The 23,248-nt window shown below is 67.2% G+C and carries 15 protein-coding genes, 2 pseudogenes and 1 CRISPR repeat array; of the genes and pseudogenes, 11 read left to right on the top strand and 6 right to left on the bottom strand.

The features are described 5' to 3' along the window. The 6 genes from lldD to M3M27_RS00540 form a co-directional block, all read right to left on the bottom strand. Complete coding sequence (gene lldD, locus M3M27_RS00515; RefSeq protein ID WP_434026818.1) at nucleotides 1–1,161, bottom strand: FMN-dependent L-lactate dehydrogenase LldD; 1,161 nt, start codon at nucleotides 1,159–1,161, stop codon at nucleotides 1–3. Then, nucleotides 1,158–1,964: a transcriptional regulator LldR gene (lldR, locus tag M3M27_RS00520; RefSeq protein ID WP_434028062.1), complete on the bottom strand. Its 807-nt coding sequence runs from the start codon at nucleotides 1,962–1,964 to the stop codon at nucleotides 1,158–1,160. The genes lldD and lldR overlap by 4 nt, the downstream gene beginning before the upstream one ends. 129 nt (nucleotides 1,965–2,093) lie before the next feature. Beyond that, on the bottom strand, nucleotides 2,094–2,549 hold the full coding sequence (locus M3M27_RS00525; protein WP_434026819.1) for a DUF2214 family protein: 456 nt from the start codon (nucleotides 2,547–2,549) through the stop codon (nucleotides 2,094–2,096). After that, nucleotides 2,549–3,124 (bottom strand): methyltransferase family protein, encoded by a 576-nt coding sequence (locus tag M3M27_RS00530; protein WP_434026820.1) that lies wholly within the window; start codon nucleotides 3,122–3,124, stop codon nucleotides 2,549–2,551. The genes M3M27_RS00525 and M3M27_RS00530 overlap by 1 nt, the downstream gene beginning before the upstream one ends. Nucleotides 3,125–3,141: 17 nt before the next feature. Then, nucleotides 3,142–4,656 (bottom strand): carotenoid oxygenase family protein, encoded by a 1,515-nt coding sequence (locus tag M3M27_RS00535; protein ID WP_434026821.1) that lies wholly within the window; start codon nucleotides 4,654–4,656, stop codon nucleotides 3,142–3,144. A gap of 14 nt (nucleotides 4,657–4,670) precedes the next feature. Then, a complete protein-coding gene (locus M3M27_RS00540) occupies nucleotides 4,671–5,129 on the bottom strand; it encodes a DUF2141 domain-containing protein (RefSeq protein ID WP_434026822.1) in 459 nt (152 codons plus the stop codon). Between M3M27_RS00540 and M3M27_RS00545 the strand changes: the two genes are divergently transcribed. The 11 genes and pseudogenes from M3M27_RS00545 to cas2e all read left to right on the top strand — a co-directional run bounded on the left by M3M27_RS00545 (nucleotide 5,128) and on the right by cas2e (nucleotide 15,724). Beyond that, nucleotides 5,128–6,339, top strand: coding sequence for a histidine kinase (locus M3M27_RS00545; RefSeq protein WP_434026823.1), 1,212 nt, complete (start codon nucleotides 5,128–5,130; stop codon nucleotides 6,337–6,339). The genes M3M27_RS00540 and M3M27_RS00545 overlap by 2 nt on opposite strands. Next, nucleotides 6,336–6,972: pseudogene (locus tag M3M27_RS00550) on the top strand (response regulator). The gene M3M27_RS00545 and the pseudogene M3M27_RS00550 overlap by 4 nt, the downstream one beginning before the upstream one ends. 307 nt (nucleotides 6,973–7,279) lie before the next feature. Next, nucleotides 7,280–9,125, top strand: a pseudogene (cas3, locus tag M3M27_RS00555) (CRISPR-associated helicase Cas3'); the annotation flags it as partial. Between the two features lie 21 nt (nucleotides 9,126–9,146). Further along, on the top strand, nucleotides 9,147–9,956 hold the full coding sequence (locus tag M3M27_RS00560; protein ID WP_434028063.1) for a hypothetical protein: 810 nt from the start codon (nucleotides 9,147–9,149) through the stop codon (nucleotides 9,954–9,956). An 82-nt stretch (nucleotides 9,957–10,038) separates the two neighbouring features. Beyond that, on the top strand, nucleotides 10,039–11,586 hold the full coding sequence (gene casA / locus M3M27_RS00565; protein ID WP_434026824.1) for a type I-E CRISPR-associated protein Cse1/CasA: 1,548 nt from the start codon (nucleotides 10,039–10,041) through the stop codon (nucleotides 11,584–11,586). 1 nt (nucleotide 11,587) lies between these two features. Continuing rightward, on the top strand, nucleotides 11,588–12,109 hold the full coding sequence (gene casB, locus M3M27_RS00570) for a type I-E CRISPR-associated protein Cse2/CasB (protein ID WP_434026825.1): 522 nt from the start codon (nucleotides 11,588–11,590) through the stop codon (nucleotides 12,107–12,109). Nucleotides 12,110–12,121: 12 nt separating this feature from the next. Further along, nucleotides 12,122–13,255 (top strand): type I-E CRISPR-associated protein Cas7/Cse4/CasC, encoded by a 1,134-nt coding sequence (cas7e, locus tag M3M27_RS00575; RefSeq protein WP_434026826.1) that lies wholly within the window; start codon nucleotides 12,122–12,124, stop codon nucleotides 13,253–13,255. Nucleotides 13,256–13,257: 2 nt separating this feature from the next. Further along, entirely contained in the window at nucleotides 13,258–13,920 is a 663-nt protein-coding gene (gene cas5e / locus M3M27_RS00580; protein ID WP_434026827.1) for a type I-E CRISPR-associated protein Cas5/CasD, read from the top strand. After that, nucleotides 13,895–14,506, top strand: coding sequence for a type I-E CRISPR-associated protein Cas6/Cse3/CasE (gene cas6e / locus M3M27_RS00585; RefSeq protein WP_140724754.1), 612 nt, complete (start codon nucleotides 13,895–13,897; stop codon nucleotides 14,504–14,506). Before cas5e ends, cas6e begins: the two co-directional genes overlap by 26 nt. A 31-nt stretch (nucleotides 14,507–14,537) precedes the next feature. Beyond that, the gene (gene cas1e, locus M3M27_RS00590) at nucleotides 14,538–15,425 is read left to right on the top strand and encodes a type I-E CRISPR-associated endonuclease Cas1e (RefSeq protein WP_140724757.1); all 888 of its coding nucleotides are present in this window, start codon (nucleotides 14,538–14,540) and stop codon (nucleotides 15,423–15,425) included. Next, nucleotides 15,425–15,724 (top strand): type I-E CRISPR-associated endoribonuclease Cas2e, encoded by a 300-nt coding sequence (gene cas2e, locus M3M27_RS00595; RefSeq protein ID WP_140724760.1) that lies wholly within the window; start codon nucleotides 15,425–15,427, stop codon nucleotides 15,722–15,724. The genes cas1e and cas2e overlap by 1 nt, the downstream gene beginning before the upstream one ends. Nucleotides 15,725–15,787: 63 nt before the next feature. Then, nucleotides 15,788–22,964: direct repeats of the CRISPR family, unit length 29 nt; unit sequence GTGTTCCCCGCGCATGCGGGGATGAACCG. Nucleotides 22,965–23,248: the final 284 nt, after the last annotated feature.

The raw sequence follows: 23,248 nt of genomic DNA on the forward strand, positions 1-23,248 counted from the left end.
CTAGGGCGAGACCGTGTTCTCGCGCGTCACCCGCGCCAGCGAATCGCGGCCGATCTCGCCGATCGACCGGGCCCCGGTCAGCGTCATCGCCACGCGCATCTCCTTCTCGATCAGGCCCAGCAGGTGCTCCACGCCGGCCTGCCCGGCCGCGGCCAGCGCGTAGACGAAGGCGCGGCCGAGCAGCACCGCGTCGGCGCCGAGCGCGAGCATGCGCACCACGTCCAGGCCGGTGCGGATGCCGGAGTCGGCCAGGATCTTCAGCTCGCCCTTCACCGCGTCGGCGATCGCCGGCAGCGCGCGCGCGGTGGACAGCACGCCGTCGAGCTGGCGCCCGCCATGGTTGGAGACCACGATGCCGTCGGCGCCGAAGCGCACCGCATCGCGCGCGTCGTCCGGGTCGAGGATGCCCTTGATCACCATCGGACCCTTCCAGAACGCGCGGATCCACTCCAGGTCCTTCCACGAGATCGACGGGTCGAAGTTGGCGCCGAGCCAGCCGATGTAGTCCTGCAGGCCGGTCGGGTGGCCGCGGTAGCGGGAGACGTTGCCGAGGTCGTGCGGGCGTCCCCACAGGCCCACGTCCCAGGCCCAGCGCGGGTGCGCCACCGCCTGCAGCATGCGCCGCAGCGAGGCGTTCGGGCCGCTCATGCCCGAGTGCGCGTCGCGGTAGCGCGCGCCGGGCGTGGGCATGTCCACGGTGAACACCAGCGTCGAGCAGCCGGCGGCCTGCGCGCGTTCCAGCGCGTTCTTCATGAAGCCGCGGTCCTTCAGCACGTACAGCTGGAACCACATCGGCCGCCCGATCGCCGGCGCCACTTCCTCGATCGGGCACACCGACACGGTGGACATCGTGAACGGGATGCCCTTGCCGGTCGCCGCCTTCGCCGCCTGCACCTCGCCGCGGCGCGCGAACATGCCGGTCAGGCCGACCGGCGCCAGCGCCACCGGCATCGCCAGCGTTTCGCCGAACAGCTGCGTCCGCAGCGACAGGTCCGAGACGTTGCGCAGGATGCGCTGGCGCAGCGCGATGTCGCCCAGGTCGGAGACGTTGCGCCGCAGCGTGTGCTCGGCATAGGCGCCGCCGTCGATGTAGTGGAACAGGAACGGCGGCAGCCGGCGCTGCGCCGCGGCGCGGTAGTCGGTGGGCGAGGAGATGATCATGGGCGGTGTACGGGAGGCAGGCGCGAGGCGCGCGCTCGCCGCGCCTCGTCATCGTCGAGCGTGCGCAGCGAGGTATGCACGAATTCCAGGTGGGCGTGCGCGGCATCGCGCGCGCGTTCGGCATCGCCGGCGAGGATCGCGTCCATCAGCGCGCGGTGCTGCACCGCCAGCGGCTCGGACGTGCGCGGCGACAGGAACAGCTTCTGCCGGCTCTGCGAGATGTTGGTCTGCAACAGCTCGAACAGGCCGCGCATCACCTGCAGCAGCACCAGGTTGTGCGCGGCCTCGGCGATGGCCAGGTGGAAATCGGCATCGGCGCGCGCCTCGCCGGCCGGGTCGTTCCTGCCGTGCGCGGCCTGCAGGGCCTGGAACGCCGCGCGGATGCGCGCGTGGTCGGCCTCGGTGGCGCGCTGCGCGGCGTGCCAGGCGGCGGCGCCTTCGAGGGCGTGCCGGATCTCCAGCACGTCGAAGCGGTACTCCGGGTCGGCCTGGAACAGCGACAGGTACGGCGCCATCGGCCCGGCCAGCACCTGCTCGGGCGAAGGCGGGCCCTGCACGTAGGTGCCGCCGCCGACGCGGGCGCGCAGCAGGCCCTGGCTGGACAGCTGCGCGATCGCCTCGCGCAGCACCGTGCGCGAGACGCCCAGCGCGAGCGCGAGCGCGCGTTCGGCCGGCAGGCGCGCGCCAGGCTGGAGCCCGCGCTCGGCGATCAGGTTGCGCAACTGCTCGGCCACCCGGTCGGACAGGCGCGGCGTCGCGCTCCCCTGCCCGTCAGCGGACTGCGTCGGTGTATGCGTGGCCATGCTCGCGATGGATGACATTGGTATTACCAATGTTCGGAATCATGGCGACAAGTATGGCAGTCTTCGATCTTAACTACCAGGAAATCCTTTCGTGGCGGCCATGTCCGAAGGTTAAATTGGTATGTCCAATCAGAACAGCCCATGGCGCGCCATCAGCGCCGCGGCGACGAACAGCAGCGGCAGCAGCGCCAATTCCAGCGCCACGCAGCGGCGTACCGGCAACAGTTCCTGCGGGTCCGGCGCGAAATCCGGGCTGAGCCGCTGCACGCGGCGCCAGCGCAGCAAAGCGATGGTCGGGTAGATCGACACCAGGCCGATCGCCGCGAACAGGCCCAGCTTGGTCCAGAACCACGGGTTGTGCAGGTAGTAGCCGGCGCCCTTGAGGCCGTAGGCCACGCGCAGCGCGCCCACCGCCAGCACCGCCACGGCCGACAGCCCGTACAGCGCGTCGATGCGCCCGAGCCGGGCCAGCGCCTCGCCGCGCGGCACCGGCCGCAACAGCACCCATTCGGCCACCAGGCTCGCCACCAGCAGCAGGAAGGCGAGATGGTGCAGGCAGGCCAGCAGCAGGTCGCGGCTTCCCATCACCACACTCCCGGCAGCAGGCGCCAGCGCGTGGCGGCATAGGCGTCGTAGCGCGCGCCGAACGCCTCGCGCAAGGCCGCTTCCTCGACCCGGATGCGACGCAGGAACGCCCAGGTCGCCGCCGGCACGATCGCCAGCACCGACAGGACGCTGCCCAGGCCGAGGGCGAGCCCGCAGAACGCCAGCAGCGCGCCGGTGTAGGAGGGATGCCGCAACCGGCGATACGGCCCGTGCTGGATCAACGGCTGGTCCTGCTGGATCGTCACGTCGACGGTGAACCAGCGGTCGAGCGTGCGGATCGCCCAGATCCGGAACGCCAGGCCGCCGGCGACCAGCACGCAGCCGCTCCAGCGCAACGGCTCGATCCACGCCGCGGGGAAGCGCCCGGAGCGGAGGAAGGACACGGCCACGCCCAGCGCGATCGCGCCGTACAGCACGCGCCACAGCATCTTCAGCGTGCCCTGGTCGCGCGCGCCGCCGTCGGCCGCGCGGCGGCGGTGGCCGAGCAGGATCTCGTAGCCGCCCCAGGCGAGGTTGAGGAGCAAGAACGGGAGGTGGGGCGAGAGTGCGGGCATAAGGGGCTCCGGAACGATCAGGCGCGGGCGAAGTGGCCATGGAAGCCGAGCGGCACCGCATACGGTAGCCATGCCGTCGCCAGCGGGCCATCGTCGATATGGCGCGCATCGAGCACCGCGATGCCGCTGCGCTGGCGGTCCGCGTCCAGCAGCGTGCCGACCAGCCAGCCGTCGTCGGGACGGTGGCTGCCCGGACGCGGCACGAACACGTGCTCCTCGGCCATGATGCCGCTGCCGTAGCGGTGCACCTGCCTGCGGCCGCGCTCCAGGTCGTAGCCGGCCACCGCGTTGAAGTACGGCGTGTCGTGGCGGCCTTCCATGCACGGTGCATAAAGGCGCGCGCCGCGGTCGCCCGGCGTGCGCGGGTCGAACAGCGGGAACTCGATGCTGGCCACGTCGTGGTCGCGCCAGCGCGCCGCGCCGTGGCGCAGGTCCAGGTGCAGCGTGCGCACGCGCGCCTGCGAGTTGCGCGCGTCGCCGCTGCCGTGCATCGCCGCCTGCATCGGCGAGCGCGCCTCGTCGATGTCGGTGTGCTGCACGGCGCGCACCACGATCTCCCCGCCGCGCTCGTAGGCGTCGGCGAAGTGGTAGACCGCGGCGAAATCGGCCTCGAACCAGCGCGGCGCGTCCAGCGCATCCTTGGGCACCACCGCGATCCGGCACGGCGCGTCGGGCGTGAAGCGCAGGCGTTGGAAGAACGCGCCGCTGCCGGCGTAGCGGAACGGCATCAGCACGAACACCAGGTAACGGTCGGTCATCGCGAAGCTGTGCAGGTAGCCCTGCACCGGCGTGTCCAGCACCTGCGCCTGGCGCAGCGTGGCGTCCGCGCCGATCCGCCAGAGCATCAGGCCGGTGCCGCCCATCAGGCCGATCGAGCCGAAGTTCCACAGGCTGCCGTCGCGGTCGGCCAGCGGGTGCGCCGAGAACGGCACCGTGGCCAGGTCCGGGCGCCAGGTGACCGGGCCGAGCGTGCCGAGTTCGTCCGGGTCGAGCTCGAACGCCGAGCCGGCCTCGCTCATCGCGAACAGGCGGCCGCCGATCGTGATCACCGACGTGTTGGCGACATTGGCGTCGTCGTTGTTGCGGATCGGCTGCATGTCCGGCACCACCGTGCCGGCGGTGGGATACAGGAAGCGCCCGGCGGCCTGCTCGCGCACGAACTTGGGCGTGGCGACCATGCGCGCGCGGTGGGTCAGCGTGCCGTCGCCGCCGAAGTGCCAGCCATGCACCATGCCGTCGCCGTCGAACCAGTGGTCGTAGCGGAAGCCGGCGCGCTCGGTCCAGGCCGGGCCGTTGCGGTACAGCGTGCCGGCGAAGCCGGCCGGCAGCCGGCCCTGCAACGCCACCGTCGCCGGCCCGAGCGTCTCGTTCCGTACGCTGCGCCAGCCGACCAGCCACGGGTGTTCGCGCAGGCCGGCGGCGAAGCCGGCGCTGTCGCCGGCCTGGGCTGGCGCACTGCGCAGCAACGCGCCGCCGGCGGCAAGCCCGGCCCCGCCGGCCAGCAGGGAGCGAAGGAAACGGCGACGGTCCACGGCGGCCTCCGGTCTCAGCGCAGCGTGATGGCGATGGACGTACCGGTCGCCGGCAGCGCGAAGCGCGCCTCGTCGAAGGTCGGCTTGCGCATCACCTTGGGATCGTTGCTGAAGCCGTAGCCTTCCAGCGGCATGCCGAGCATGTTGGTGTCGAGCTTGCCGTTGCCGTTCTCGTCGTGCATCACGCGGACCGCGTACTCGCCTGCGGGCAGGTCCTTGAACTCGACATGCGCGTCCGCACCGGACGGCGCGACCGCGGCGGCGCGCAGCGGGGCGCCCTGGCCGTCCCAGCCGGCGGCGTCGACCAGGGCGACGTGGAGCTGGCCGGCCTGGGTCCGCACGCCGTGCAGGTCGATGCCCAGGTCGGCGGCGTGGACGGCGGAACATGCGGTCAGGGCAAGCAGGGCGAGCAGCGGCAGGCGGGTGGTCATGGCGGCGTCCTCCGGGTGGGTGGCGCCAGTCTTGCCGCCCATGCCGGGCCGATCAGCTGCCGCAGGTCATCGATCCGACCTGCCGGAAGTCACTTTCGGCGGCGGCCCCATTGCCGGAGGCCGCGCCTGCGGTCAGCATCCGCACATGCCCCGTTTCCTGCGCGAACTGTTGGAGCCGATGAGCCTGGCCGGCCTGTGCACGGTCGCCGCGGTCGCGTTGTCGTTCGGGGTCGAGGCGTCCCCGCATGGCGCGCTGCGCTGGCTGCTGCTGGGCGCGTTCGCGGTACTGTTGCACGTCCACGAGCTGCTGCCGTCGCGCTGGCACCTGCGCCATGCCGCGCTGCTGGTGCAGGGCGCGGCGGCGGTGGCGCTGATCTGGCTGGAGCCGCGCGCCGGCACCGCGCCGGTGTTGCTGGTGGTGCTGGTCGCCCAGGCGGCGATGCGCTGGCCGCGCTGGGCGGTACTGGCCTTCGCGGTGGTGCTCAATACCGGGATGTATGCCGCGCTCGCCCATGCCGGGTTCGAGCGGAAACTGCTGATCGTGGCGATCTACAGCGGCTTCGAGGCGTTCGCCGCGCTCGCCGCCCACTACGCCGTCACCGCCACCCGCGCCCGCGACGCGCTCGCCCGCGTCAACGCCGACCTGCTCGCCACCCGGGCCCTGCTCGCCGACAGCGCGCGCGACGCCGAGCGCCTGCGGCTGGCGCGCGAGCTGCACGACGTGGCCGGCCACAAGCTCACCGCGATGCGGATCAACCTGCGCATGCTGGCCGCCGATCCGGAACTGGCCGGGCGCGCGGAGATCGCCGCGGCCGAGAGCCTGTCCGCCGAGCTGCTCGCCGACATCCGCCGCGTCGTGCAGTCGCTGCGCGACGACGACCGCGGCCTCGACCTGGAGACCGCGCTGCGCGCGCTCGCCTCGCCGTTCCCGCGCCCGCGCCTGCAGCTGGCGATCGCCCCGCAGGTGTGCGTCACCGATCCGGCCGTCGCCGAGACGGTGCTGCGGCTGGTGCAGGAGGCGTTGACCAACGCCGCGCGCCATGCCGACGCCGCGCAGGTCCAGGTCCGCATCGCCCGCGAGGACGGCCAGCTGCGCATCGACATCGAGGACGACGGCCGCGCCGCCGCCACGATCCGCGAGGGCAACGGCATCGCCGGCATGCGCGAACGCCTGGCGGCGCTGCGCGGCCGGCTCGAGCTCGGCCGCACCGCCCGGGGCGGCCTGCATCTTTCCGCGAGGCTGCCTGCATGACCGCTGCGACCACCGTCGCGCTCGCCGACGACCAGGTGCTGGTCCGCGCCGGCCTGCGCGCGCTGCTGCAGAGCCAGGGCATCCGGGTCGCGCTGGAGGCCGACGACGGCGAGGCGCTGCTGGCCGGGCTGCAATCCACCGCGGTGGACGTGGTGCTCAGCGACATCCGCATGCCCGGCATGGACGGCATCGCCGCGCTCCAGGCGTTGCGCGCGCGCGGCGACCGCACGCCGGTGCTGTTGCTGACCACCTTCGACGACAGCGACCTGCTGCTGCGCGCGACCGAGGCCGGCGCGCAGGGCTTCCTGCTCAAGGATGCGGCGCCGGAGGACCTGCGCGAGGCGATCGTGCGCGTGGCCGCGGGCGAGACGCTGCTGCAGCCGGTCAGCACCGATCCGGTGCGCTCGCGCTACCAGTACCGCGACCAGGGCGCGCCGCGCGACACCTTCGGCGAGCGCGAGGTGGCGATCCTGCGGCTGCTTGCGGGCGGCTATTCCAACAAGGAGATCGCGCGGACGCTGTTCCTGGCCGAGGGAACGGTCAAGAACTACGTGTCGACGATCCTGGAAAAGCTGGGGACGCGCGATCGCACGCGGGCGGTGTTGAAGGCGATTCACGTTGCGGGTGATTTGAGGGAGTGGGTGTTTTCATCGGAGCATGGCCACCTTACAGTAGCCAGCAGGCGCGTCTGCATGCCCCCTGGAATGTCGTAAGGGAAAAGATGACCGTTGGGGGGGCATTGAACCGTCGTGGAGATGCGATACTTTTGACGCGCGGATACAGGGGATGCGGGGACGGAAGGCATGGAAGGCCGGGGCGGCAAAGTCCATTCAGTAGCGGAAGGTATTGCAGATGGCGTCGGTTTTCGTCGGTTCTCGGGACAGCCAGGGCGATATGGGCCAAGAGCGGCGAAGGAGAGGGGCATCGGCTTCTGGCACACATGCTGGACGTGGCCGCGGTCGCCGAGGTCATACTGGAGCAGGAGCCATCTCACTCGCTGGACTGGGGAGCATCGGCGTGGGGATTGCCCCGTGGGACATTGCCGGCGTTGGCTGGCTGCCCTGATAGGGCTGCACGATTTTGGCAAGGCGATTCCTGGCTTCCAGGCCAAGTGGCCGGAAGGCAATGACAGCCAACCAGGCGCAAGGCCTGTCGTTCCCGCTCCATGCCTGCAGTGTTACCGATCACTCCTGTGCGACTGCGGCGTTGCTGGGCGGGCCGTTGTATCAGTTGACGAGCGCTGGGCCAGATTGGGTTCGTCATGCCGTCCAGGCCATCAGTGCGCACCACGGCTTCCATTCGCGCCGGCACAGGTAAACAGTTCGCGGCCCAAGGGTGAACCACCGGCTTGGGCACAAGCTCGCCAGGCCATCCTCCATGCCTACTGGCAGACGCTCGCACCGCAGGGCACGCCCAGCCTGGAGGAAGTGAGCCTTCCTGCAGTGAACTGGCTGGCGGGATTGACCAGTGCGGCGGACTGGATCGCCTCCAATCCCGACTGGTTCCCGCTGGGCGAGCGACACGACGATCTGGGTGTCTACTACGACCATGCGCGGAAACTGGCGGCGGATGCACTGCGTCATGTCGGCTGGAACCGCGCACAGGCGCTCCTGGATGCGCCAGCGGGGCTGGATGCTTTGCTGGCGCGCATCACGCAACGCCAGGACCTGCAGGCCCGGCCGCTGCAACAGGCCGGGGAGCGCCTGTTGAATGGTGCGAAAGGGCCGTCGCTGCTGCTGGTCGAAGCCCCAATGGGCGAAGGCAAGACCGAGCTGGCGTTCCTGTCCCACTTGCGGCTGCAAGCCGCCAACGGCCATCGGGGGCTGTATGTCGCCCTGCCGACCCAGGCCACCGGCAATGCGCTGTTCAAGCGCGCGCAGACGTTCCTCGAAGCCTTCGCTGCGGGTCCATTGGACGTGCAACTCGTGCACGGCGGCGCTGCGATGAACGAGGATGCGCAACGCCTCCGCACGGTCCACCTGCGCGGCATCAACCAGGACAGCGGCGAGGCGCTGGCGGCCTCGGCCTGGTTTTCCCAGCGGCGCCGACCGCTGCTGTCGCCTTATGGCGTGGGCACGATCGATCAGGCGCTGTTCGCGGTACTCAACGTCAAGCATCACTTCGTGCGCTTGTGGGGATTGGGCAACCGGGTCGTCGTGCTCGACGAAGTGCATGCCTATGACACTTACACATCCGGCCTCATCGCCACCTTGCTGCAATGGCTCAAGGCCCTCGGCAGTTCGGTGGTCCTGATGAGTGCCACGCTGCCCAGGACGCGGCGGGACGAACTATTGGCGGCTTGGGGCGTGGATGTCGGCGCCGTGCCGGAATGGGCCTATCCGCGCGTACTGCTGGCCGATGATGATGGCCTGCGTGTGCGTGGCGAGCACTTCCAGGCCCGGCCTTTGTCGCCGATCCGGCTGGCGGGTCTGGGGGAGGATCTGGCGGCCTTGGCCGATCAGGCCGCGGCATTGCTCGAAAACGGCGGCTGCGGGGCCGTGATCGTCAACACGGTCGATCGTGCCCAGGCGCTTTATCGGCTGCTGCGCGATCGGGTGCAACCAGAGGTTCCGTTGCTGCTGTTCCACGCGCGCTACCCGATGGACGAACGTGGCGAGCGCGAGCGGCAGGTGTCGGCATGCTTCGGGCCAGGAGGCGACCGCCCCGCGAAAGCACTGATGATCGCCACGCAGGTGGCCGAACAATCGCTGGACCTCGACTTCGATTTCATGCTCAGCGACCTGGCCCCGGCCGATTTGTTGCTGCAACGCGCGGGTCGCCTGCATCGGCACGAACGCCCGAGGCCAATGGCGCACAGCGAAGCGCGACTGTGGGTGGCCGGTCTGGGGCCGGAGTTCCCCGACCTGAAGGCCACGGCCTGGGGCTTCGTCTATGACCCCTACATCCTGGGACGCACCTGGGCGCTGCTGGGATGCGAGACGGTACTGGACCTGCCCGGCGACATCGACCGGCTGGTGCAGGCGGTCTATGGCGACGAACCGCTGCCCGGGGATCTGGACGAGCAGGTGCAGAACGCCATAGAGATCGAAGCCTATGGCGAGTTCCGTGCCAAGGTGAACAAGGAGCGGCAGGAGTCGCGCAACATCGCCATCGATCCGCGGGCCGAGCCGCAATCCGCCTACAACGACAAGCCGCGCGGCAACGACGAGGACGACCTGCTGGGGTTGCGCAACGTTACGCGCCTGGGACGCGAGACCATTACCCTGGTGCCGGTGGATGTCGTCGAGGGTGGCTGGCGCGTGGGGGATTCGACGTTCGCACCGGATCAACCGCTGGATGATGCCGCTGCCCGTCGCCTATACGGACGTCAGTTACGTCTTACCCGCACGGCAGTGGTGAAGCACTTTCTCGGCGCGGAGCCCCCCATCGGATTCGCCGAGCATCCCCTGCTACGGAATTTCCGTCCGCTGCCGTTAACGCAGGGACGATACGACCAGCTCGGCATCCACTTGCGGTTGGATGCCGAGCTTGGACTGGTTTACGACTCGGCAGAAGAGCCACTCATCCCCGCTATGCAGGGAGGCCATGGGGAGCACCCAGGCTTCTCAAACAACCAAACGGTTCATCCCCTCGCGAAAGGGGACGACCAAGGATAGCATCTGATAGGGGGGGGGGGGGCTGGCCCAAACAGCCAAACTTTAGTATTAGAGTGGGTTAACTGATCTCAGGGAGGTGGTCATGGGGGGGGTATTCAACCTGCTGGACGAGCCATGGTTGCCGGTTCGCCTTGCCGACGGGCATACCAAGGAACTTGGCCTGCTGGATGTCTTCCGGCGAAGCAGCCAGATCATGGCATTAGCTGAAACGGCCCCTCCGAGCTTGGTGGCGCAATACCGGCTGTTGCTAGCCGTTCTCCATCGCGCGTTGACCCGCGCCTTTCCGGAGGGGTGGAAGGACAAGGACCGTGCCCGTTGGTATCGCGAAGGCTTGCCGGTCGAAGCCGTCGCCGACTACCTCGAGCACTGGCGCGAACGTTTCTGGCTGTTCCACCCCGAGTGCCCCTTCATGCAGGTGGCGGCCTTGGCCGAGGCCGAGCAGACGCGGGACAAGCGCAAGCCTTGGACGCAGATCGCTCTGGCCAGCGCCAATGGCAATACACCAGCAGTGTTCGACCACGCTTGCGACGATGCGCCAACGGCCATCAGCCCGGCTGTTGCGGTCAGCGCCATGCTTGGCTTCCTGCAATTCACGCCCGGTGGCTTGGTCAAGACCTTGCGCGATTCCGACAAGGCAGGCGCCCTCGCCAATACCGCTGCCGTCCTTCCAGTCGGGACGAATCTGGCACGGACGCTGGTGCTGTGCCTCCACGGTTGGAGTGGCAGCGGCGATCTGCCCGCGTGGGAGCGTGCGCCGTTGACCGTACCCGAACTACGCGCTGATCCGGTATTGGCAACCGGCCCCAATGATCGTTACACCCGCCTGAGTCGTGCCGTACTGCTGTTGCGCGAATCCGATGGATTGGTCCGCTGGCTGCATTTCGCGGCGGGCTTCGCACTGGGAGAGGACACCAATGCGCCAGATCCCATGGCAAGTTTCCGCACGCGCAGCACTGGGCTGGTGAGGCTAAGCTTCGGCGAGGGCCGAGCGTTGTGGCGCGATCTGCCGGCACTGGTGCCCAATCCCACTGGAGCCAGTCAGCCCGCGGCGGTGCTGAATCATGCCATTGCGCTGCATGAGCAGCTCAATCCCTTCGAATCGGTGCACCAACCCTTGCTGGTCGCCGGATTGGCCAGCGATCAGGCCAAGTTGTTGCGCTGGCGTTCGGAAAGCATCGCCCTGCCCGTGGCCTTGCTGGAAAACGCGGACAAGGCAGGTTATCTGCGTGATCTGGTGGAAAAGGCCGAGGCGGTGTTCGGCGAAATACGCAAGCTGGCTGCACGCATGCTGGCCGAAACGCTGCCAGACGCGGCAAGCAAGGACACCTATAGCCGGGCACGCAGCATGCTCGACACCGGCCCGTTCACTACCAGCTACTACGCCACCGCCGAGCGCACCCTGCCCGAGCTGCTTCGCCTGCTGGGCGAAGGCGATTTCGTGCAGGCCACCACGCTATGGCACGCCACCCTGCGCCACAGTGCATTGACAGCCTGGGAACGCGCATCCACCGGGTTGGGCCGTTCGCCTCGGGCCCTGCGGGCAGACGCCAAGTTCCGGCCCCATTTTCATGGCCTGCTGAACAAGCACGTGCCTATCAGCGAATCATCCACGACCGCCAAGGAGGCTTGACGTGAGCGAACACGCGGAAAGATTCATCGAGCACCTGAGTGCCTTGCGCGAGCGGGACACGGGTGCCATGGCCGCGCTGCGGCATAGCCTGACCTTCGATCCGGGGGCTTATCCCAGGGCATTCCCTTATGTTGAGCGATTCGTCGGTGCCGACCGACCCGCCACGGATGCATGGCGACTCGCCCTGTATGCCGTGGCGGGGCTATTTGCGCGATATCCCGAACAACAGGACCGCAGTTTCGCCGCCGCCTTCGGTAGGCTGCTCCGCGAGCGCGAGAGCCAGAGCATCGAACAACGCTTCATCGCCTTGCTCGAAGCCGATGCCGACAACATCCTCGACTACCTGCGCCAGGCCATCAGCCTGCTGGCGGCGGAGGGCATCGGGCTGGACTACGCCCGATTGCTGGACGATCTGGCCGTCTGGATGAACCCGAATGTAGACCATGACCGCTTGCGCCAGCGCTGGGCGCGCGACTTCTACCGCGCCGCCGAATTCCAGGCCGACTCTGACACCGCCTCATAAAGGAAGACCCTCATGAGCACGTTCATCGAATTCCATTTGATCCAGAACTTCGCCCCGTCCAACCTCAACCGCGACGACACCGGGGCACCGAAAGATGCCATCTTCGGGGGCCAGCGCCGGGCACGGGTGAGCAGCCAGTGCTTCAAGCGGGCGACCCGCCTTGCGGCCGCCGAGCATGATCTGGTGCCGCAGGCGCATCGCGGCATCCGCACCAAGAAGCTGAAGAACCTGCTGGTCGAACGCCTGCCCGGGCATGACGCCACCGAGGTTGCGGGCAAGATCGAGGCGGCGTTGGGGGCTGCGGGACTGAAGCTAAAGGATGACGGGAAGACCGAGTACCTGCTGTTCCTGGGCGAAAACGAGGTGGCCGCGTTCGCGGAACTGATTGGCCAGCATTGGGACGAACTGGTCGTGGGAGGCGAGAAAAAGAGCAAGAAGGACGCCAAGGCCAGCGTCCCGGCAGAGATCGTGAAGAAGGCCAAATCACTGCTGGATGGCGGCAAGGCCGTGGACGTGGCCTTATTTGGCCGCATGCTCGCCGATCTGCCGGCAGTCAATCAGGATGCCGCCTGCCAGGTCGCCCACGCCATCAGTACCCATCGCGTCGAACGCGAGTTCGACTACTTCACCGCTGTGGACGACAAGGGTGACGAGGACGAAAAGGGGGCGGGCATGATCGGCCAGGTGGAATTCAATTCCGCCACCTTCTACCGCTACGCCGTGCTGGACGTGAACAAGCTGTTCGACAACCTGCAAGGCGACCGCGAGCTGGCGCTGTCGGCCATCGAAGCATTCACCCAGGCACTGGTGCGTGCCATTCCCAGCGGCAAGCAGAACAGCTTTGCGGCACACAACCCGCCGGAGTTCATCGGCATCAGCCTGCGCCATGCCACGCCGCTGAACCTGGCAAACGCCTTCGAGAAGCCGGTACGGCCCAAGCCCGACGACTCCCTCACCGCGCAGTCGGTCGGCGCGCTGGCCAGCTACGAGGACAAGCTCGCTGCGGTCTACGCCACGCCGCTGGACCAGTGGCTGTACCTCGACCTCACCGGCCGTTGGCCGCAAGGCAAGGGCGAGGCGCAGAAGTCGCTGCCCGAGCTGGCGCGGCGCGTGCGGGAACTGGCCGCCGCTGCCCTGGGGGAATGAGCGTGGCCACCTTGCTGTTGCGCCTGCAAGGGCCGATGCAATCGTGGGGCACTACCAGCCGCTTCGACGAACGCGACACGCAACTGGAACCTTCCAAGTCCGGGGTGCTCGGGTTGGTCTGCGCCGCGCTGGGTCGCGACCGCAGCGAACCGGTCGATGACCTGGCCGTACTGCGCATGGGTGTGCGCGTGGACCGCGAAGGCGTGCCGATGCGGGATTACCAGACCGCCACCGGCGTGGTGAACGCCGCTGGCAAGGTGGAGAAGGAGCGCACCGTGGTCAGCCCGCGCTACTACCTTGCCGACGCCGTATTCCTGGTGGGCCTGGAAGGTGAGCGAGCCTTGCTCGAGCGCATCCACGAAGCGCTGCCTCGGCCTGCCTGGCCGCTGGTACTGGGACGCAAGAGCTTCGTGCCATCGGAACCGGTGCATCTGCCTGATGGATTGGTCGAAGCCGGGTTGGAGCAGGCATTGACCCAATGGCCCCCGCTGGCGGCGCATGGCGCAGAGGCGCTCCGCTTCGTGCTGGAAGATGACGCTGAAGGCGCGATCCGGCTCGATCAGCCGGTGGCGCCTTTCGCCGAACGCCGTTTCGGGCCGCGTTTCGTGAGATCTCTGGTGTTGCCGGCAGGAGGGGAGCATGCATCTGACACGACTGAGGCTTGATCCCTTCGCTCCGCGGGCACGGCGCGATCTGGCCGACCCCTACGAGATGCATCGTAGCTTGGTACGTGCATTCGTCGTGGACGAGACACAGACGCCACCGCGCTTCCTCTGGCGCCTGGAAACGCAGGCCGCATGGAGCGATCCGCAACTGATCGTGCAATCCAGCAGGCCAGGGAACTGGAGGTATCTGGATGACTCGGCTGGCTATCTGAAAGAGCCGGTGGAGACCAAGGCCGTCACCATTGAGGACCTGCTCAGGGTTGACGCCCGTTATCGCTTCCGCCTGCTGGCCAACCCCACGGTTGCCCGCGAGGGCAAGCGCTATGGACTGAGTTCGGAGGAGGCGCAGCTGGCATGGTTGTCCCGGCAAGGAGAGCGTGTGGGCTTCCGTGTCGAAATGGCCCTGGTGGCGGCCAGCGATGTTCTCACCAGCCGCAAGGGCGCGACACGCATCCACCTGCGGCGGGCATTGTTCGAGGGGATTCTCCGGGCAAGCGATGTCGCGGCATTGGGCAACGCCTTGCAGGCCGGCATCGGTCCCGGCAAGGCCTTCGGGTGCGGCCTGCTGAGCCTGGCGCGGATCTGAATCCGTGCTCCCCCCGCTCAAACCACTGCCGATGAAAGATCGCGTGTCGATGATCTTCATACAGTACGGGCAGATCGACGTACTGGATGGTGCTTTCGTGGTCATCGACAAGAACGGCGTGCGCACGCATATCCCGGTCGGGTCGGTGGCCTGCATCATGCTGGAGCCGGGCACGCGCGTCTCGCATGCGGCGGTGAACCTGGCGGCGACCGTGGGCACGCTGCTGGTATGGGTGGGAGAATCTGGCGTGCGACTGTATTCCAGCGGTCAGCCCGGCGGCGCACGCGCCGATCGCCTGTTGTATCAAGCCAAACTGGCATTGGATGATGAGCTGCGCTTGAAAGTCGTACGCAGGATGTACGAGGTCCGCTTCGGCGAACCCGCCCCGGCAAGGCGAAGCGTGGAGCAACTGCGCGGTATCGAAGGTTCCAGGGTACGGGCCAGCTACAAACTACTGGCCGAGCAACACAAGGTGGATTGGCGTGCGCGCAATTACGATCGCAATCAGTGGGACGCGGCCGATATCCCGAATCGTTGCTTGTCTGCGGCGACCGCCTGCTTGTATGGCATCACCGAAGCTGCGGTTCTTGCTGCTGGCTATGCCCCGGCTGTGGGCTTCATCCACACCGGCAAGCCGCTTTCCTTCGTGTACGATATCGCTGATTTGTACAAGTTCGAGACCGTGGTGCCATTGGCCTTTCGTATCGCAGCCAAGTCGCCTGCTTTCCCAGAACGCGAGGTCCGTTTGGCGTGTCGCGATCTGTTTCGGTCGGAAAAGCTGCTTGGCCGAATTATCCCACTGATTGAAGACGTGTTGGCCGCTGGCGGTATTTCTCCGCCAGTGGCGCCGCCCGAGTCCGTACCCCCCGCCATTCCCAACCCCGACAGCCTGGGCGATTCTGGACATCGGAGTCGTTGATGACTTTCTTGGTCGTTGTCACTGAGAACGTTCCGCCACGTTTGCGTGGAAGGCTGGCGATCTGGCTGCTGGAAGTGCGCGCAGGCGTGTATGTCGGCGATGTTTCAAAACGTGTCAGAGAGATGATCTGGCAGCAGCTGGAAGCAGGTTATGAAGACGGCAATGTAGTGATGGCTTGGGCTAGCACAAGCGAGTCCGGTTTTGACTTCCAGACTCTGGGCGCGAACCGTCGCATGCCGATCGATTACGATGGGCTAAGGCTAGTGGCTTTTGAGCCACAGGCTGCCTCCGATCTTTGACAAAAAGCTGGTAGCTTGTTGACCTTCGTATTTTTGCTTTTGGGTCAATGGGTTGCATTTGGTGTGTTCCCCGCGCATGCGGGGATGAACCGCAGCGTACCGCAACAAGCGCGAGTTCGAGCGCGTGTTCCCCGCGCATGCGGGGATGAACCGGCTTGGGCTAACCGCCTAGTGGATCAACTCGTGTGTTCCCCGCGCATGCGGGGATGAACCGTACTACCGAGATGGGAAGGAGACGCAGCAGGTGTGTTCCCCGCGCATGCGGGGATGAACCGCCTATGGGGCGGCTAATGCTATTCCTCCCGCCGTGTTCCCCGCGCATGCGGGGATGAACCGCGCTGGGCCGGGCCTACGCCCTGCCGGTGGCGTGTTCCCCGCGCATGCGGGGATGAACCGGCAAACGGGATCTCCGTCAGCGGCCGCCCTGCGTGTTCCCCGCGCATGCGGGGATGAACCGCCGTCCATGTCGCCTCGATCAGCCTCAACGGTGTGTTCCCCGCGCATGCGGGGATGAACCGTGTCCTGGCGACCTGCAGGCGATCCTGGGCCGGTGTTCCCCGCGCATGCGGGGATGAACCGGAGCTGCGTACGGAGCGCTGGTGGACGGTCGAGTGTTCCCCGCGCATGCGGGGATGAACCGTGGCCGAAAACGTCGCCAGCGAGATCCGCCGCGTGTTCCCCGCGCATGCGGGGATGAACCGCAAGGGTTCAAGATGGCCGCTGCGATGCAGCCGTGTTCCCCGCGCATGCGGGGATGAACCGTCCTCGGATGTTGATCAGATCATCAATACCGCGTGTTCCCCGCGCATGCGGGGATGAACCGACCCACCGTCCCTGATGGGAGGGTTAATGGCAGTGTTCCCCGCGCATGCGGGGATGAACCGTAGAGCTGCCTGCCTAGCAAACTCAGCCTGGTGTGTTCCCCGCGCATGCGGGGATGAACCGGATGTTCTGTTCCCCATCCAATACAACCAGATGTGTTCCCCGCGCATGCGGGGATGAACCGACGGACCGGCGTGGAAGCTCCGGTAGCCGTGAGTGTTCCCCGCGCATGCGGGGATGAACCGCCGACCGAGTTCGTGGACGCCAAGGTCGAGGGGTGTTCCCCGCGCATGCGGGGATGAACCGTCGGTCATCCCGCCGCGCGTGAGCGCCTCCCGGTGTTCCCCGCGCATGCGGGGATGAACCGGCAAACGGGATCTCCGTCAGCGGCCGCCCTGCGTGTTCCCCGCGCATGCGGGGATGAACCGTAGACGGCCCGGTTGGTCCGCTGCTGATTGCGGTGTTCCCCGCGCATGCGGGGATGAACCGCGTGGGTTGTGGTTCGACCATGAGTCGGCGGAGTGTTCCCCGCGCATGCGGGGATGAACCGCACGGTCCACGCGGCCGTGTCAACGTAGGTGTTGTGTTCCCCGCGCATGCGGGGATGAACCGTTCTGCGCGGCCTCCTCCGCGGCATCCGCGTAGTGTTCCCCGCGCATGCGGGGATGAACCGCCGCCCCCTGTCGCTGCTGCGGGTTACGCCCCGTGTTCCCCGCGCATGCGGGGATGAACCGGGGTTGCGGCTCGACTTGGCGATCCAGCGCAAGTGTTCCCCGCGCATGCGGGGATGAACCGGCGGCCAAGACGCACCCGTGGCGGGTGTTCAAGTGTTCCCCGCGCATGCGGGGATGAACCGGATGCCACGGTCGGGCATCTCGTGGACCTCATGTGTTCCCCGCGCATGCGGGGATGAACCGATAAATCTTCCTTGTCGCCTGCCGGCGCCCCCGTGTTCCCCGCGCATGCGGGGATGAACCGTCCATGCCCACGTGCAGCGCCTCGCCGGTCTGGTGTTCCCCGCGCATGCGGGGATGAACCGAGGACTGGACGCAGGTCCGGTTTCCGGTCGATGTGTTCCCCGCGCATGCGGGGATGAACCGGCGTACTACCGACAGTGGTATGCAGCCAATTCGTGTTCCCCGCGCATGCGGGGATGAACCGACCTAAACGACCTGATGTGCCCACACTCTGCCGTGTTCCCCGCGCATGCGGGGATGAACCGATGATCGCGTCCGCCAAGGTGCAAGTGGAGTAGTGTTCCCCGCGCATGCGGGGATGAACCGGATGTGATCGCACTGCAAGTCGTTAGGCGAGCGTGTTCCCCGCGCATGCGGGGATGAACCGCCAATCTCTGGAGGCTCCTTACGCAGCGCGTAAGTGTTCCCCGCGCATGCGGGGATGAACCGGCTTGGGCTAACCGCCTAGTGGATCAACTCGTGGTGTTCCCCGCGCATGCGGGGATGAACCGTTGCGCCAGTAGGTCGCCGTCGAGGCATCGATGTGTTCCCCGCGCATGCGGGGATGAACCGCCTATGGGGCGGCTAATGCTATTCCTCCCGCCGTGTTCCCCGCGCATGCGGGGATGAACCGCGATTGTTGGCCGGTCGATTCCAGCCAGGCTCGTGTTCCCCGCGCATGCGGGGATGAACCGGTCCTATCCAGGGTCCGCGACATCCGGAATGCGTGTTCCCCGCGCATGCGGGGATGAACCGATCGGCTCACGAGGGCGCGCGACCTCGGCCTCGTGTTCCCCGCGCATGCGGGGATGAACCGCAGTTTGACAGGCGCGAGGGTCTCACCAAGGCGTGTTCCCCGCGCATGCGGGGATGAACCGGACATCCCTCGGCACCTGTGGCATCACGTGTAGTGTTCCCCGCGCATGCGGGGATGAACCGATGCGATAGACGCGCTCGCCCGGAATGCGCAGGTGTTCCCCGCGCATGCGGGGATGAACCGATGGGCGTGGCCTTCGACACCACCGCCGAGGAGTGTTCCCCGCGCATGCGGGGATGAACCGTACCACTGAAACGATCAGGGCAGTACGCGAACGTGTTCCCCGCGCATGCGGGGATGAACCGTTCAGCTACCAGCTGGCGCTGGGGCGCGCTGAGTGTTCCCCGCGCATGCGGGGATGAACCGTCACCGAGTCGAACACGCGGGCCAGTTCCTCGCGTGTTCCCCGCGCATGCGGGGATGAACCGGCGCCCGACGACGTCAGCGGCCAAGTGCCCCGGTGTTCCCCGCGCATGCGGGGATGAACCGTCCTCCGCGTCCGCGGCCGGCACGGTGGTGATGTGTTCCCCGCGCATGCGGGGATGAACCGGACATGGTCTGCCACCCGAGCGGCGGGGAGCGGTGTTCCCCGCGCATGCGGGGATGAACCGTCGCTGCGAATGTCCGCATGGGAGGCGCGTCGGTGTTCCCCGCGCATGCGGGGATGAACCGTCCCAGTTCTGGGCCGCCGCGCGCGCGAATCCGTGTTCCCCGCGCATGCGGGGATGAACCGGTGCCTGCGCTCGCCCAGGTCGGCGACTTCCCGTGTTCCCCGCGCATGCGGGGATGAACCGGCGACGAGCCAGGCATGCAGCAGCGGCTATCAGTGTTCCCCGCGCATGCGGGGATGAACCGCGCTACGACGAGCGCTTGCAGAAGGGCGGCCAGTGTTCCCCGCGCATGCGGGGATGAACCGGAGGAAGGAATGGGAGCGGCTGAACGCCTACCGTGTTCCCCGCGCATGCGGGGATGAACCGGCCATCCCGGTCTGGGACGGAACGAACTTCGTGTGTTCCCCGCGCATGCGGGGATGAACCGCCGGGCCGATGCGGTCAGGCGACGCCTGTGGTGTGTTCCCCGCGCATGCGGGGATGAACCGTCGGCGATGGCAGCGGGGTCCACGTCGATGCCGTGTTCCCCGCGCATGCGGGGATGAACCAGGGCCTGGAGCGGTTCTGGAAGAACGCCAACTCGTGTTCCCCGCGCATGCGGGGATGAACCGCCATTACCCATCTGCCCCAGCATCTGGGTAAAGTGTTCCCCGCGCATGCGGGGATGAACCGCTCAAAATTGGATTTTGCGGAATCATCTGGCGGTGTTCCCCGCGCATGCGGGGATGAACCGATCGCCGGCCGATACGCGGATCGCCTGCTCGCGTGTTCCCCGCGCATGCGGGGATGAACCGAATCCCCCAATAGAGTACCCAGCTCCTCAGATGTGTTCCCCGCGCATGCGGGGATGAACCGTGGAACGGCGACAAGGGCAGCCGCGCCTATGACGTGTTCCCCGCGCATGCGGGGATGAACCGCAGGGGCAGTTCCAGGTCGACTACACGCTGGCGTGTTCCCCGCGCATGCGGGGATGAACCGCAGAGCGTCCCGGCCGGCACGCCGGTCACCAAGTGTTCCCCGCGCATGCGGGGATGAACCGTCCACATACAACGTGGACGCCGCGCTGAACTAGTGTTCCCCGCGCATGCGGGGATGAACCGGTGAGTGCCACGGCCTCCGGCTCGCGCGTCTCGTGTTCCCCGCGCATGCGGGGATGAACCGCGCGTAGGCTCGCCATCCGAGCTTACGGAGAGGTGTTCCCCGCGCATGCGGGGATGAACCGCGACAGGTGGTGCGTGTGGTTGTTGGGATTGAGTGTTCCCCGCGCATGCGGGGATGAACCGTACACGTAGGCATCCACCGCGGACGCCGTGATGTGTTCCCCGCGCATGCGGGGATGAACCCGCTACGTCCTGGACGCGGCGGAGCCGTTCATCGTGTTCCCCGCGCATGCGGGGATGAACCGGCATTCTGGAGAGCGAGCAGGCCAAGAGCCGGGTGTTCCCCGCGCATGCGGGGATGAACCGGAGAGGTCATGGCCGATCTGAGCCTCGAGTAGGTGTTCCCCGCGCATGCGGGGATGAACCGTCCGGACCGTAGATCCGCCGGGTACTCTCGCGGTGTTCCCCGCGCATGCGGGGATGAACCGAGCATCGGCTACTCGACGGACCTCGAGTACCTGTGTTCCCCGCGCATGCGGGGATGAACCGGTCTGACGTGCTGGCGTTGTTGGTGTGCTGGCGTGTTCCCCGCGCATGCGGGGATGAACCGGACGGTCTCCCCATCCCGGATCGCCAGAATGTCGTGTTCCCCGCGCATGCGGGGATGAACCGGACGGTCTCCCCATCCCGGATCGCCAGAATGTCGTGTTCCCCGCGCATGCGGGGATGAACCGCGCGCGCAATGGGGGCGTGGCAGTGCGTGGAAGTGTTCCCCGCGCATGCGGGGATGAACCGGTCAACCCTGTCTCGCCAAACGGACCGGTCATGTGTTCCCCGCGCATGCGGGGATGAACCGCCGCCGAAGCCGCCAGCCGCGCCGAGCTCGGTGTGTTCCCCGCGCATGCGGGGATGAACCGACGGTGTGGTCGGCCGCCGCCATCGCATGCGGGTGTTCCCCGCGCATGCGGGGATGAACCGTCGCCCAGCTGGCGCGAAACATAGCTTCCGACGTGTTCCCCGCGCATGCGGGGATGAACCTGGCGATGTGGAGACATTACCGAAACGGTTATCGTGTTCCCCGCGCATGCGGGGATGAACCGGCCGACACGTGGTACGTGTTGCGCGCCGGAAAGTGTTCCCCGCGCATGCGGGGATGAACCTGGCGATGTGGAGACATTACCGAAACGGTTATCGTGTTCCCCGCGCATGCGGGGATGAACCGTTGAACGTGACAGCGGAGTCTCCCGGCACGCCCGTGTTCCCCGCGCATGCGGGGATGAACCGTTGGTGACGACGTTGCCTCCCTGGGTGTTGCGGTGTTCCCCGCGCATGCGGGGATGAACCGGCGTAACTCCGCCAGCGCCTCCATCACCTTCGCGTGTTCCCCGCGCATGCGGGGATGAACCGAAATAATCGCCACCGGACGCCCCGGGCCAACAGTGTTCCCCGCGCATGCGGGGATGAACCGAATCGGCAGGACTTTCGGGCATTGTCCGGATAGTGTTCCCCGCGCATGCGGGGATGAACCATGCGTTCTCGCATCTCCGTGTCTCGTTTCCACGTGTTCCCCGCGCATGCGGGGATGAACCGCACCCAGCGCGATGCCGGCCGCTACCCGGTCCGTGTTCCCCGCGCATGCGGGGATGAACCGACGCTGACGGCGAACCTCGGCGAGGTTATCAGGTGTTCCCCGCGCATGCGGGGATGAACCGGAATCCGGGCGCCGTGGCTGCGAGATGTGGGCGTGTTCCCCGCGCATGCGGGGATGAACCGACGCCCTCCTAATCCCGCCGTGGTTGTGCGCAGTGTTCCCCGCGCATGCGGGGATGAACCGGCGAAGGGCGAGCACAAGCGATTCATGAACGCGTGTTCCCCGCGCATGCGGGGATGAACCGCCGGCGCCACCGCCCAACCCGCCAGAACCAAGGTGTTCCCCGCGCATGCGGGGATGAACCGACGCTCAGCGTGTACTTCTGCCCCGGCGTGCAGTGTTCCCCGCGCATGCGGGGATGAACCGCGTACCCAGGACGCCGCAGCGATCAACACCGGGTGTTCCCCGCGCATGCGGGGATGAACCGTGTTTAACGCACGGCCGCAACCGATCCCGTTAGTGTTCCCCGCGCATGCGGGGATGAACCGCCACTACTCGCATTCGGCGTATTCGCGCCTTCGTGTTCCCCGCGCATGCGGGGATGAACCGGTCACGCCCGGCAGCCAGCTCTACTACTGCGCGTGTTCCCCGCGCATGCGGGGATGAACCGGTGCAGCGGCGGAAGATCAGTCGCGGAGTCGAGTGTTCCCCGCGCATGCGGGGATGAACCGCAAATCGGCAACGCCGTGCCGAACCGCACAGCCGTGTTCCCCGCGCATGCGGGGATGAACCGCCGAGAGAATCCAGCGGCACCATCGCCGACTGGTGTTCCCCGCGCATGCGGGGATGAACCGATCAACCAATCGCCAGCAGTTACACCAACCGGGTGTTCCCCGCGCATGCGGGGATGAACCGTACCTAGGACGCTGAAATGGCATTCAATCAACAGTGTTCCCCGCGCATGCGGGGATGAACCGATCACGCGCGGCTGGATTTCCTGCACCTCCGCGTGTTCCCCGCGCATGCGGGGATGAACCGCGATACGTTTGCATGTGAATGCCTCAGTTGTAGTGTTCCCCGCGCATGCGGGGATGAACCGCAGGCCGATCAGGCCAAGGAGATCCAGGACATGTGTTCCCCGCGCATGCGGGGATGAACCGTCGGCCGGCGATCCGTCGGCCGAGCAACTCGAGTGTTCCCCGCGCATGCGGGGATGAACCGTGCCTCGAGCAGTACGAGTCGCGGTTGGACGCGTGTTCCCCGCGCATGCGGGGATGAACCGGCGAGCGTGAGGACCAGGACGAAAGAAAGCATGTGTTCCCCGCGCATGCGGGGATGAACTGTGCGTGCAGTCCTGCGAGGCGTGCAGCACGCCGTATTCCCCGCGCATGCGGGGAACCGCAGGTCGCGCGCGGGCAGTACGACGTGCGCGTGTATTCCCCGCGCATGCCGGGGTGAGTCGCATGAAGAGCTCCTGCAGACTCAATCAGAGTCGAGTGTCGTCATGTCAATAATTCAACAAAAGGGAAGATGTCGAGGAGTCGATGATTGAGCCTCGGGTTGACACCGCATCGTTAAGCCCGCGTCGAAATCCCGCCTGGACAGATGCTCCTTCCGTCACGTCACG

This window comes from Xanthomonas boreopolis (assembly GCF_046529185.1).
Lineage (GTDB): Bacteria > Pseudomonadota > Gammaproteobacteria > Xanthomonadales > Xanthomonadaceae > Pseudomonas_S > Pseudomonas_S boreopolis.

Excerpts from the sequence above, each read along its gene's own strand:
- lldR (WP_434028062.1), bottom strand. The coding sequence starts at position 1,964 with ATGGCCACGCATACACCGACGCAGTCCGCTGACGGGCAGGGGAGCGCG.
- casA (WP_434026824.1), top strand. The coding sequence starts at position 10,039 with ATGGGGGGGGTATTCAACCTGCTGGACGAGCCATGGTTGCCGGTTCGC.
- cas6e (WP_140724754.1), top strand. The coding sequence starts at position 13,895 with ATGCATCTGACACGACTGAGGCTTGATCCCTTCGCTCCGCGGGCACGG.
- M3M27_RS00525 (WP_434026819.1), bottom strand. The coding sequence starts at position 2,549 with ATGGGAAGCCGCGACCTGCTGCTGGCCTGCCTGCACCATCTCGCCTTC.
- cas2e (WP_140724760.1), top strand. The coding sequence starts at position 15,425 with ATGACTTTCTTGGTCGTTGTCACTGAGAACGTTCCGCCACGTTTGCGT.
- M3M27_RS00530 (WP_434026820.1), bottom strand. The coding sequence starts at position 3,124 with ATGCCCGCACTCTCGCCCCACCTCCCGTTCTTGCTCCTCAACCTCGCC.
- M3M27_RS00560 (WP_434028063.1), top strand. The coding sequence starts at position 9,147 with ATGGCGCACAGCGAAGCGCGACTGTGGGTGGCCGGTCTGGGGCCGGAG.
- M3M27_RS00545 (WP_434026823.1), top strand. The coding sequence starts at position 5,128 with ATGCCGGGCCGATCAGCTGCCGCAGGTCATCGATCCGACCTGCCGGAA.
- cas7e (WP_434026826.1), top strand. The coding sequence starts at position 12,122 with ATGAGCACGTTCATCGAATTCCATTTGATCCAGAACTTCGCCCCGTCC.
- lldD (WP_434026818.1), bottom strand. The coding sequence starts at position 1,161 with ATGATCATCTCCTCGCCCACCGACTACCGCGCCGCGGCGCAGCGCCGG.
- M3M27_RS00540 (WP_434026822.1), bottom strand. The coding sequence starts at position 5,129 with ATGGGCGGCAAGACTGGCGCCACCCACCCGGAGGACGCCGCCATGACC.
- cas1e (WP_140724757.1), top strand. The coding sequence starts at position 14,538 with ATGAAAGATCGCGTGTCGATGATCTTCATACAGTACGGGCAGATCGAC.